At 35.2% G+C, this 11,820-nt stretch carries 11 protein-coding genes; 5 read left to right on the top strand and 6 right to left on the bottom strand.

From position 1 onward, the window contains the following. The first annotated feature begins 15 nt into the window (after positions 1-15). Positions 16-273, top strand: a complete 258-nt coding sequence (locus CER22_RS14430) for a DUF4022 family protein (RefSeq protein ID WP_141542836.1) — start codon at positions 16-18, stop codon at positions 271-273. A 14-nt stretch (positions 274-287) separates the two neighbouring features. Next, positions 288-725 carry a GNAT family N-acetyltransferase gene (locus tag CER22_RS14425; protein ID WP_000633772.1) on the top strand — a complete coding sequence of 146 codons (438 nt, stop codon included), beginning with the start codon at positions 288-290 and terminating at the stop codon, positions 723-725. Positions 726-764: 39 nt separating this feature from the next. Here CER22_RS14425 and CER22_RS14420 read toward each other — a convergent pair whose 3' ends face one another. The 3 genes from CER22_RS14420 to CER22_RS14410 all read right to left on the bottom strand — a co-directional run bounded on the left by CER22_RS14420 (position 765) and on the right by CER22_RS14410 (position 2,820). Then, entirely contained in the window at positions 765-1,193 is a 429-nt protein-coding gene (locus tag CER22_RS14420) for a hypothetical protein (RefSeq protein ID WP_088608991.1), read from the bottom strand. Beyond that, on the bottom strand, positions 1,190-1,390 hold the full coding sequence (locus CER22_RS14415) for a helix-turn-helix transcriptional regulator (RefSeq protein WP_000301181.1): 201 nt from the start codon (positions 1,388-1,390) through the stop codon (positions 1,190-1,192). The genes CER22_RS14420 and CER22_RS14415 overlap by 4 nt, the downstream gene beginning before the upstream one ends. A gap of 137 nt (positions 1,391-1,527) precedes the next feature. Next, on the bottom strand, positions 1,528-2,820 hold the full coding sequence (locus CER22_RS14410) for an NCS2 family permease (protein WP_087983292.1): 1,293 nt from the start codon (positions 2,818-2,820) through the stop codon (positions 1,528-1,530). Positions 2,821-3,100: 280 nt separating this feature from the next. On the opposite strand from CER22_RS14410, the gene CER22_RS14405 reads away from it, so the two are divergent. Both CER22_RS14405 and CER22_RS14400 read left to right on the top strand, forming a co-directional pair. Further along, positions 3,101-4,492 carry an amino acid permease gene (locus CER22_RS14405; protein ID WP_087983295.1) on the top strand — a complete coding sequence of 464 codons (1,392 nt, stop codon included), beginning with the start codon at positions 3,101-3,103 and terminating at the stop codon, positions 4,490-4,492. Between the two features lie 181 nt (positions 4,493-4,673). Then, positions 4,674-6,221, top strand: a complete 1,548-nt coding sequence (locus CER22_RS14400; RefSeq protein WP_088608990.1) for a DNA-binding protein — start codon at positions 4,674-4,676, stop codon at positions 6,219-6,221. 35 nt (positions 6,222-6,256) lie between these two features. Here the strand turns inward: CER22_RS14400 and CER22_RS14395 are convergent, their stop codons facing one another. Together CER22_RS14395 and brnQ1 are read right to left on the bottom strand one after the other, a co-directional pair. After that, complete coding sequence (locus CER22_RS14395) at positions 6,257-7,978, bottom strand: DUF2339 domain-containing protein (RefSeq protein WP_088061917.1); 1,722 nt, start codon at positions 7,976-7,978, stop codon at positions 6,257-6,259. Between the two features lie 136 nt (positions 7,979-8,114). Further along, the gene (gene brnQ1, locus CER22_RS14390; protein ID WP_088608989.1) at positions 8,115-9,416 is read right to left on the bottom strand and encodes a branched-chain amino acid transport system II carrier protein BrnQ1; all 1,302 of its coding nucleotides are present in this window, start codon (positions 9,414-9,416) and stop codon (positions 8,115-8,117) included. Positions 9,417-9,668: 252 nt separating this feature from the next. On the opposite strand from brnQ1, the gene CER22_RS14385 reads away from it, so the two are divergent. Further along, positions 9,669-11,054, top strand: a complete 1,386-nt coding sequence (locus CER22_RS14385; RefSeq protein ID WP_088061913.1) for a peptide MFS transporter — start codon at positions 9,669-9,671, stop codon at positions 11,052-11,054. A gap of 29 nt (positions 11,055-11,083) precedes the next feature. On the opposite strand, the gene CER22_RS14380 is transcribed toward CER22_RS14385, so the two are convergent. After that, entirely contained in the window at positions 11,084-11,716 is a 633-nt protein-coding gene (locus tag CER22_RS14380; protein ID WP_088061911.1) for a class A sortase, read from the bottom strand. Positions 11,717-11,820 lie beyond the last annotated feature (104 nt).

Below are 11,820 nucleotides of genomic sequence, written 5' to 3'. Positions count from 1 at the left end.
ATTCCATATGGTAAAATGTTACTATCACATATTATGAGGATGGATCACATTATGTCTATTGTAACTTTAGCTCTTTTATTATTGGCGGAAATACTCGTTGCCATTATTCTCATCGGTGTTAGCATTGAAATTTGTAGTTACGGATGGAAAAAATCGAATGGAATAAAATACTCTTGCCTCTTACTTTCACTCCTTCTCGGAATTGCTAGCATACTCGGACTTTTCGCCGCACCTGCCTATTTCTTTATACAACTAACAGAAAACGCCTTATAAGAAAGGATGTTAATATGATTACCGTGAAAAATATTGAGGGATCTGAAACTTACGTATTACGTCAAAAAATTTTACGCCCGAATCAAACATTAGCAGATTGTAAATACTCTTCCGACTATGAAACAGACACCTTTCACTTAGGCGCATTTATAAACGATGAACTAATTAGTATCGCTTCCTTCTCAAAAGAGATATACCCTGACTTACTAGCAGGTGTTCATTATCGTCTACGAGGAATGGCCACATTACCTGAATTTCGAAACAAACGTGCTGGAAGTTCCTTAATTCAGAAGGCGGAGCAAGTCTTGCAAGAACGTAAAGCAAATATATTATGGTGTAATGGCCGAATTACTGTAGCTGACTATTACAAGCGCTTAGGCTTTCAGGAACATGGTGAAATCTTTGAAATTGAACCGATTGGCCTTCATAAAGTACTGTATAAAAGAATATAAGAAAAGCTTTCCGCAATATGAGAAAGCTTTTCTTATATTTCAATCTTCACTTTTTATTTTTCTCATATATATGTATATAAACAAACTAGGAACTAAAAAACAAGCAAACATAATAAGTCCTGTCATACTAATTTCCTTTATAGCAATATCTGGTGTTACAATAATACAAATAGCTAAAATTCCAATAACAATACCTACTGGAATAAATAATAATTTCATAAAATAGCTGCGTGATACTCCACCTGTATGCTCATATGCCTCTACAGAATGTTTTAAATTTAAGAAGTTAATGACTACGATCCCGCCCATAAATACCATTAATAAATCCGAAACACTTTCATATCCTGCACCTTGCAAAACGTAGCGATAAAAAACGATACCTAGTATGACGATATTTTGTAAGATGAAAACGAGTCTAATATGTTTTAGCCCCTCAATCATTAAACGTTCATCTTTCACAATCCTCACTCCTCTTCCTCCCAAAATAAATCATTCAATGTTTTGTCTACCGCATAACAAATTTTCAAACATAAATCTAAAGACGGGTTGTATTTCCCCTTCTCAATTAAACTAATCGTTTGCCTTGTAACGCCTACTTTTTCTGCTAATTGTTGCTGTGTTAAATCTAACTGAACACGCGCGACTTTTATTTTACTTACAGCCATTCATGTTCCTCCTCTGCCTTTATTGTAACATATATATTCCATTAGGTAATTTATATTTTACTAAAATCGTTTGATTTTTACTTTATTATACACAAAAAAAGAGCCTCCCATAAGAAGCTCCCTCTTCTATATCTATATTATAAGAATAAATGACATCCAAATAAAATTGTAAATAAGTATAGTAACGGATGTACTTCCATCCCTTTCCCTTTCACAATTTTTAAGACTGGATACACTAAAAATCCAATTGCAATTCCATTCGCAATGCTAGACGTTAACGGAATACCGATAAAAATTAAAAATGCTGGTAATGCATCTTCAAATTCATTCCAATTAATATCACGAAGACTTTGCGCCATTAGACTACCTACAATAATTAATGAAGGAGCTGTAATAGCGGCTACACTTGATAAAGAAGCAATCACAGGGCTGAAGAATGCCGTTATAATCGTTAGACCGACAACTACAATACCCGTTAATCCTGTTTTACCACCTGCAGCAATACCAGCTGATGATTCAATCGTCGCTGCTGTTGGGCTTGTTCCAAAGATAGAACCTGTAGTCCCACCAATTGCATCTGCAATAAACGCTTTACCAAAACGTTTCTCTGTATTATCTGTAATTAAACCCGCTTGTTTAATTAAACCAAGTAATGCACCTGTTGTATCAAATAACAGTACAAGTAAAAATGAAAATACAACACCATATAATCCGTATTCAATTACATCTGAAAAGGCATTGATTGGGTTTGAAACGATAATTCCCTCTGGTAAATGAGGCATCGCAACAATTTTATCCGTAAACTTCAGTTGCCCTGTAAAGAAGGCGATAACTCCTGTCACAATCATACTAATAAATAATGCACCGCTCACACGTAATGCCATTAATACCGCCGCTAATATTAAACCAATTAAAGTTAAAATAACGGCTGGAGAATGAAAATCACCAATCGTAACTAAATTAGATGGATGATCAACGATAATTCCAGAAAGGCGTAATCCAATAAAAGCAATAAATAGTCCAATTCCACCTGCAATTGCATGTTTTAAACTATCAGGAATTGCGACAATTAGCTTTTGCCTAAATGAAGTGAAAGATAATAAAAGAAAAATGATACCTGTTACAAATACTGCTGAAAACGCAATGACATATGTAATCCCCTCTGCCTGTTGAACAACAGAATAAGCAAAATACGCATTCATTCCCATAGCTGGAGCAATAACAATTGGATAGTTAGCTAAAAACGCCATACATAGCGTTCCTACAACCGTCGCAATAATAGTTGCTGTAAAAGCTTGATCAAATGGTACACCTGCATCAGATAATATTTTCGGATTGATGACAAGAATATACGCAAATGTAAAAAAAGTTGTGATGCCAGCTAAAAGCTCTTGCTTCACAGAAGTGTTATATTTTTGTAATTGAAACATGGTTATGTACCCTTCCTACATCTGAATTATTATCACATATTCTTTTCTTACTAGTATGTGAGAAAATATAATACTTAATCTTAACAATCAATAAAAAGAAGAGTCAATATATTCGCTAATAGTTCGAATTTTAAGTTTAAGTCTGACAAGTTTAGATGTAGTACAGTTCATCATGATTATTTTTGTAGCATAACAGATAGAAATGTTTTATAATTTGAAATAGTTAAATATTTAGCAAACGCATTCAAATATCGTTCACTCTACAAGGGGGATTCTTCTTATGCAGCACACAAACAAATCTGAAACTTTAAACCGCGGTTTAAAAGAACGACATATTACTTTAATGTCGCTCGGCTCCGCTATTGGCGTTGGACTATTTTTAGGATCCGCTTCTGCTATTAAGCTAGCTGGCCCTTCTATTCTACTAGGTTATATGATCGCCGGACTCGTTATTTTTTTCATTATGCGAGCACTCGGAGAAATGGCAATTGAACAACCTGTTGCCGGTTCTTTTAGTAAATATGCCTCTGATTACCTTGGACCACTAGCTGGCTATATTACTGGCTGGAACTACTGGTTTTTATGGGTTGTTACTTGCATGGCTGAAATTACAGCAGCTGGCATTTACATGCAATACTGGTTCCCAGATATCCCGCGCTGGACTTGGGCTTTACTCGCTCTATTATTAATGAGTGCTTTCAACTTCTTATCCGTAAAAGTATTTGGAGAACTTGAATTTTGGTTTGCTCTCATCAAAATTGTCACAATTATCTGTATGATAATTGTTGGAGCTGGTATTATTTTATTCGGATTTGGAAACGGTGGTATCGCTACTGGTATTTCAAACCTTTGGTCACATGGTGGCTGGTTCCCAAATGGTTTTTCTGGGTTACTACTCTCCATGCAAATGGTGTTATTCGCTTATTTAGGCGTTGAATTAATCGGTGTTACAGCGGGTGAAGCTCAAAATCCGAAAAAAACACTCGCAAAAGCAATCGATAACGTATTTTGGAGAATATTACTGTTCTACGTTGGGGCTCTATTCGTTATGATGGCAATTTATCCATGGAATGAACTTGGGGAAAAAGGAAGTCCATTCGTATTAACATTCCAGCAAATCGGTATCGCAAAAGCAGCAGGGATTATTAACTTTGTCGTATTAACAGCAGCTCTTTCTTCTTGTAATGGTGGTTTATTTAGTACAGGCCGTATGCTATTTACATTAGCTCAGCAAAAGAAAGCACCTGAAAGATTTGGTCGTTTAAATAAAAACGGTATTCCGAGTCAAGGAATTGTAGCAACAGCTATCGTTTTACTCGTTGGTGTTATATTAAACTATCTTGTGCCCGCAAAAGTGTTTACATGGCTGACTAGTATTTCAACTTTCGGGGCAATTTGGACTTGGGGGATCATTTTAATCGCTCAAATTAAATTCCGTAAAGGTTTGCAAACTGATAAAAAGGACAAGCTAACATATAAAATGCCTTTACATCCATTCAGTTCATATTTCTCACTCGCTTTCCTTGCACTCGTATTAGGTATTATGGCGTATTCAGAAGATACAAGAATTGCATTGATTGTTGGTCCTATTTGGCTTATTGGTTTAGCTATCGTGTATTACATGAAAGGTTTCCATAAAATTGATGAAACACCTAATTCAAAAATTAGTTAAACAAAACATCCCTTCCTTATTACTTGGAAGGGATGTTTTTAAATCTATATAAATATTTCTCAACAAAATTCACGTTATTTTTACAATTTTTTAATATTTTTTATGTTTTCCGTCTTTATTTTTACAGAAAAATAAATTACATTATTAAAGCACATATATTTATTATTAGGGGGATTCTTCTATGAAGAATAAAAAATGGATTACATTTTCTTTAGCAACAGCAATTACACTAAGTATAGGGACTTCGTTCATACCGTCTACTTATGCAGAAAGCTCTGTAGACCCAGCTCCTGAAATTGCTGCAAAAGTTGTAAATCAAAACAATGGGAAAAAAGTATTATTCGATAATACACACGGTCAAACTGCCGGAACCGCTGATTGGGTTATTGATGGTGGCTTTTCTGATTTCGGAAATGGTATTGCTCAAAATGGCTATCATGTAAAAGAACTACGTAAATCAACACCAATTACATACGAAGATTTAAAAGACTACAATGTGTTTATCGTTCCAGAAGCAAATATTCCTTACAAAAAATCTGAACAAGATGCTATGTTACAATACGTGAAAAATGGCGGTAGTATTTTCTTTATCGCTGACCATTATAATGCAGATCGTAATAAAAATCGCTGGGACTCTTCTGAAGTATTTAATGGATATAGACGCGGTGCATGGGATAACCCTGCAAAAGGAATGTCAAGTGATGAAGTAAATTCACAAGCTATGCAAGGAGTAGAAAGCTCTGATTGGCTATCTGACAACTTCGGTATTCGCTTCCGCTACAATGCAATCGGTGATGTTGCAGCTAAAAATATTGTGTCACCTGAACAATCATTCGAAATTACAAAAGGTGTTTCATCTGTAGCAATGCATGCAGGTTCTACTCTAGCAATTACAAACCCAAAACTAGCAAAAGGGCTTGTTTATCTTCCAGAAAACCCGTCAAAATGGAATAATGCTGTTGATAGCGGTGTTTATAACGGCGGTGGCGTTGCAGAGGGGCCTTATGCCGCTATCGCAAAAGTAGGGCTTGGAAAAGCTGCCTTTATCGGTGATTCTTCTCCAGTTGAAGATGCATCGCCAAAATACGTTCGTGAAGATTCTGGCCAAACAAAGAAAACTTACGATGGATATAAAGAAGAAAACGATGCTATCTTACTAGAAAATATCGTAAATTGGCTATCGAATAAAGAAACATTTACAAGTTTAGATCAAGTAAATGGTTTACAACTTGATTTACCTACCACTTTACAAACATTTGAACAACCAAGCTTATCAACTGAGCCACAACCTGAACCTTGGAGTGCACCAAATGCAGGTTATCAATGGTTTAATACAAACACTTTTAAACCAGGTTCATACGGTTATAACAGTGCTGTAACAGCAAACGACTACGTAGTTACACACCCTAGCACTCTACCAAACAATGAAGTGTTCCAAATAAAAATCCAAGTAAATAACTTATTACCAAACACAACATACACTAATTACTCTTTAGGTATATTCACTACTGGCGGTACACAAGTAGCAAAAGTTCAAAATACAAATGGTTCTTGGCCATCTGCTTTTGGATATAGTAGTGCATTCTCTTTCACAACAAACAGCTTAGGTTCTGCTGAGAAGATTGTAAATGTACAAATCAATCCAAATACTGCTGGACAAGCAACTCTTCGTCTACGCCAAAATACGACAGCGAAATACAATGAAACTGTAATAATTGATAAGAAATAATGAAGAAGGCAATCCGCATGCGGATTGCCTTTTTCTCACTTCTCTTCTTTCGAGAAAAACATTCTTGAAATAACGATACCTATACTTCCTACAATTAAGAATAACACAGCCCTGATCATCATCGATACTTCTGGTAAGTCCAGAAGGAATAGCTTCCCTATCGTTACGACTAACACGACTAAGCCGGCATACAATATTTCATTCATATTTTTATTCCGTCCAAGCCAAACGGCAAATAATGCATATACCATCCATAATAACGATACAGATACGCTTATTATACTTCCATCTGTAGACAGCACTTCACCGACTCTAGTAATTGCAATAAATACGATAACCATAAACCAATAGAGCGTTATAGAATAAACATATTTTCCGAAGCTCCTTAACACATCTTTCGCTTGTTTCATGCAGTAATAAAATGTACCTATTAAAATAATATGGGCAACAAACCCAGCTGAAATGAAATGATCAAACGGACTAAAAATAGTTTGTATCATTCCAATCGCGTAAATCGTCGCACTAACATACAATTTCACCTGTTGTTTTACTTTAATAGCAGTCACCATACCGAGGAAACCTTGCAATAATAATACAATCGCTGCATTTACTAAACTATACTCATATAAAATCGCTAAACTAAATGCACCCATTGCGAAACCAAATAAAAGATTTGTAAATGTAGAATGTCTATTCTTCCTATATTCAAACACAAACATAGTAGCGTGCACGAGTGCACTAATCATTAATCCCCATGTTGTAAATTCAGGTATTTTTGAAATGGCTAATATAAAGAGAACTGCATTCGCACTAAATATCGCCAAGCGTGGCTCTAATATAAAACTTCTCTCCGTAAACATATGCCAAAATAATAGTAAGTGAATCAAACCATAAACAACCGTTAACTGTATTTGCAAATCCTCTACTAACATTGACATAATAGCAAAGAAAACAAAAAGGACAATAGCAGCAACAGCATAAGAAATCATATATAAATACTGATAACGATTTTTCAACGCATACCATAATAAGCTAAGTGTTAGTATCGTCTCATATCCAAAGAAAATATAAGGATTAGGAGTCGTACTATTTAATAAGAATGGCACGAAGAACGCTCCTACGGCTACGAATATAGTAAGATATTCCGATTGATACCTCTTCGCTACATAAATACCTAAAATGACCCATGCAATATTACATACAAACGCAACACTTGCTGGAATAAATCCATATAAATAATGCGCCGCAAATGTCGTTAAAACTATACCCGTAATACTTCCTCCTGCTAATACTAAACCCAACGCTTGCCGCTCTCGTTTAATTTGAATATCACCTATATAATAAAAACCGATTGATAGGACAATACCAAACACAATTCGTATTACAGGTGTTAATAATCCAGCATCTACCCCTGCTTTAAATAACCAGATTACTCCAAGTAACATAATGCCGACAAATATACGTGGCAACCAAGTTTGGCAAAACTTAATAATATTAAATGGTTCTGGTTTAAATGCAGATATATCTACTTGTTTTACCTCACGTTCTTGCACGGGCTCCTTTATTGTAACTACTTCTTCTTTTTGCTTTTCCTCCATTACCGTTTCAATATATTCTTTCTTTTCTTTACTAACATGTTGCTGAGCATTTTCTACTTCTATTTCTCTTTGTTTTGCTTTCAATTCAAAAAGCGCTTCTTGAATTGTTTCAATTGCCGTTTCGAGCGCTTCTATTTTCTTATTTAAATCCTCCTTCATACGCTCCCCCCTCACCATTCATTCAAAATCTATATATTACCAATTATCTTTATCATACTCTTAGTCTATTCATTTTCAATACTATTTTTCCTAAAAAAAGAAAGGTATCTTCCGAAATAGGAAAACACCTTTTTACTCATTTATTCTTATTTAGAACAACACTAACGATGACACCAATACAAACACCTATAATAGCTGGAACAATCCATCCAACACCTTCTGTATAAAACGGAATGTATTTCAATATTGACGTCCACTGATTCATCATTACATTTTTATTGAAAATATCGATTGCACTAAATACCGCTACAATCCCAACAGCTACTGCATATACGTATGCATACTTTCCAATATATTTATGGAATAACCCTAGAATAATGAGTGTTAATGCAACTGGATAAATAAATCCAAGAATCGGTACTGATACTTTTAAAATTTGTGTTAATCCTAAATTAGCTAAAATCATACTAGCAAAACTTAATATAAATGCCCAAACTTTATACGCTACTTTCGGAAATGCACTTGCGAAAAATTGACTACAAGATGTAACAAGCCCGATTGAAACGCATAAACAAGCGATCGTAAAAATAAGACCTAATAAAACGACTCCGCCTTGTCCAAATAATGTAGTCATAACTTGCGCTAACACGTTCGCCCCATTATCAAATGTACCTAACGAACCGCTAATTGAACCAACATATCCAAGTATGACATAAATAATAGATAATAATAGTCCTGCACCAATTCCAGCAATACTCATATATTTCGCTAAACCTTTATCATCTTCAACACCTTTTGCACGAAGAGCATTTGCAATAACAATCCCAAAAATTAAAGCGGCTAGCGCATCCATTGTTAAATATCCATCTAAAAAGCCTTGGAACATAGGAGCTTGTCCATAGTTTCCAGCAGCCTCTTTCACACTGCCTACTGATGTAAACATACTCTTTATAAAAATAAGGGCAATCATCCCTAATAATAACGGTGTTAAAACTTTTCCGAACAACCCCATTAATTTAGACGGTGATAAACTTAACCAGTACACAATACTAAAGAAAATAACCGTGTAACATAATAAAACTACACTTCCCGATTCTGTGAAGAACTGACCTGGTCCCATTTCAAAAGCTAAACTTCCTGCACGTGGTATACCAAGACCTGGTCCAATAAATAAATACACGATACATGGGAAAATAATGGCGAATGAAGAATGAACCCTCCCCGCTAACGTTTGAAAGCTTCCCGCTTTCGCAATAGCGATAACACCCAATATAGGAAGACCTGTTGCTGATATAATAAATCCTATTAATGAAATCCACACATGTTCTCCTGCTTCATACCCAAGGAAAGGTGGGAATATAAGATTCCCCGCTCCAAAGAACATCGAGAATAACATAAGGCTAATCAGTAAAATTTCTTTTTTCTGTAACAATTTCATTTGTTTCTCCTTCTTTAATTTCATCTTTTATGAAATCAATTTCACATATAAAAAAGTGCAATAATTCGCTTCCTAACAAAGAAAACATAGTCCATAGTCTAACATAAAAGAAACACCCATTCTATAGCTATCCCTCTTTTCCAATTTCTTCTGAAAAATCAACCTTTATTGACTTATAATAGTTAATAAGGTAAAATATTAAATGTACAAAATTATTAACTTTGTTTTTGTTTGTGTCAGGAGGAAAATAACATGGAATCAGCGATACAACTAGAAAGAGAACAACAAAGAAAAAAGAAACATCCTCCAGGTTTATACTTACTCTTCTTTACAGAAATGTGGGAAAGATTTAGTTACTATGGATTACGAGGATTATTAACATTATATTTAACGACAGCTTTAGTAAGCGGTGGTCTTGGGTTTAGTCCTGCGTGGGCACTATCCATTTACGGATTTTACACTGGAGCCTGTTATTTCACACCAATGATTGGTGGATACTTAACAGACCGGTTCCTAGGTAGACGAAAAGCGATCACAATTGGTGGTATAACAATGGCAATTGGTAACCTTACACTATTTGCCATGCAAAACCAAGCCGGCCTATACCTCGGATTAGCGCTTATTATTATCGGTAACGGATTCTTCAAACCGAACATCTCTACACTGGTTGGGGAATTATACGAAGAGAACGATCCAAAACGTGATAGTGCATTTACCATTTTCTATATGGGTATTAACGTCGGATCATTTTTAGCTCCACTCGTTTGTGGTTTTTTATCAGAAAATTTATTCAAAACAACAGTTGATGGCGTTGTACATTACGGATTCCGTTACGGTTTCTTAGCCGCTTCAATTGGAATGATCATTGGACAAATTTTATTTACAACATTATCAAATCGCTTCCTTGGTGATATCGGTAAAAAACCAACTCGTGATTTGCAAACAACAGATGGACAACCATCAGTAGGAGATACACCGTTAACAAAAAAAGAAAAACAACGTACCGCAGTTATCGTCATTTTAACATGCTTCGTTGTCTTCTTCTGGGCTGGCTTTGAACAAGCTGGTAGCTCATTAACATTATATACAAACAAATTTGTAGACCGCTCTGTGTTCGGATGGGAAGTTCCAACATCTTGGTTCCAATCGGTCAATCCATTATTTATTATTTTACTTGCTCCAGTCATTTCAGCATTATGGGCAAAACTTGCAACTCGCAAGCGCGGGGATTTAAAAATCCCAACTAAAATGGGACTTGGTATGATCTTGCTTGGTATCGGTTATATCATTCTCGTTATCGCTACATTAAAAACAGGTAGTGATGAACATAACATTACAGAAAAAGCAAACTTACTATTTATCGTCTTTACGTATCTTTTCCATACGTTAGGTGAGCTATTCTTATCACCTGTTGGACTATCAATGGTTAGTGCACTTGCCCCAGTAAAACTTGCTTCTTTATTAATGGGAGTATGGTTAGCAAGCTCAGGAATTGCTAACATTTTAGGCGGACAACTTGCAAGCTTCACAACTTCACTTGGATATGCTGAAGTATTTACAGTAATCGGAGCTGTAGCAATTGTATTAGGTTGTGTTTTATTACTAATTTCTAAGAGATTAGTGAAATGGATGGATTAAAAAAAGATGAGGGATTCCCCTCATCTTTTTTATTTCTTCGCCTTCGTTCCTACTAAATCACCAGCAACAACGTAACGTTTAGAATTATCTTTCACAGATACACATGTAATAAGCGTTATCTCATCTTTCCCATGATCCTCTACAACTTCCCACTTATCAGGAGTTACTTCAGATACACCAGTAACCGCATATTCATATTCATTTTCATTATCATACAAATAAATTTTGTCGCCTTTTTTTAAAGAGGCTACATCACTAAATAAAACACCTTTTTTAGACATGTTATGTCCTGCTAATGCATAGTTCCCTTTTCCCATTACTTGATTTTCTTTTACTGTTGCTGCACCTGATAATAGGTTTTTCTCAGTAGAAGATTTTAAAACAGGAAGTTCTAATGAAACACTCGGGATCGAAATACGACCAATTACTTGTTTCTTATCTAATGATGCAGTCGCTACTTCTGCCAAGTCTGGTTGATCAATTTTCGAAGCATCTACAAATTCCGTCTCATGTTTTTCATAATCCATTTTTTGAACAGCCTGTACATTTTCAGTCTGTTTCTTTTCAGCCTGATATCCATCATAAAATGGCTTTCCGATTAACACACCACCTACAACAAATAGAAGGATTGCTACTATACTATAAATTCTTTGCTTATTCATATACAATTCCTTTCCCTTACAAAATCTTACTCTATATAAAATGATAAGATAATATTGCTATATGTACAAGTATAAGCTAAAAAGAAACCTTCTCGCACGTGCAA

The organism is Bacillus sp. K2I17, from assembly GCF_002209985.1.
Lineage (GTDB): Bacteria > Bacillota > Bacilli > Bacillales > Bacillaceae_G > Bacillus_A > Bacillus_A wiedmannii.
This window is presented reverse-complemented; position numbering and strand designations above follow the sequence as displayed.

Excerpts from the sequence above, each read along its gene's own strand:
- CER22_RS14415 (WP_000301181.1), bottom strand. The coding sequence starts at position 1,390 with ATGGCTGTAAGTAAAATAAAAGTCGCGCGTGTTCAGTTAGATTTAACA.
- CER22_RS14385 (WP_088061913.1), top strand. The coding sequence starts at position 9,669 with ATGGAATCAGCGATACAACTAGAAAGAGAACAACAAAGAAAAAAGAAA.
- CER22_RS14395 (WP_088061917.1), bottom strand. The coding sequence starts at position 7,978 with ATGAAGGAGGATTTAAATAAGAAAATAGAAGCGCTCGAAACGGCAATT.
- brnQ1 (WP_088608989.1), bottom strand. The coding sequence starts at position 9,416 with ATGAAATTGTTACAGAAAAAAGAAATTTTACTGATTAGCCTTATGTTA.
- CER22_RS14380 (WP_088061911.1), bottom strand. The coding sequence starts at position 11,716 with ATGAATAAGCAAAGAATTTATAGTATAGTAGCAATCCTTCTATTTGTT.
- CER22_RS14430 (WP_141542836.1), top strand. The coding sequence starts at position 16 with ATGTTACTATCACATATTATGAGGATGGATCACATTATGTCTATTGTA.
- CER22_RS14400 (WP_088608990.1), top strand. The coding sequence starts at position 4,674 with ATGAAGAATAAAAAATGGATTACATTTTCTTTAGCAACAGCAATTACA.
- CER22_RS14425 (WP_000633772.1), top strand. The coding sequence starts at position 288 with ATGATTACCGTGAAAAATATTGAGGGATCTGAAACTTACGTATTACGT.
- CER22_RS14405 (WP_087983295.1), top strand. The coding sequence starts at position 3,101 with ATGCAGCACACAAACAAATCTGAAACTTTAAACCGCGGTTTAAAAGAA.
- CER22_RS14410 (WP_087983292.1), bottom strand. The coding sequence starts at position 2,820 with ATGTTTCAATTACAAAAATATAACACTTCTGTGAAGCAAGAGCTTTTA.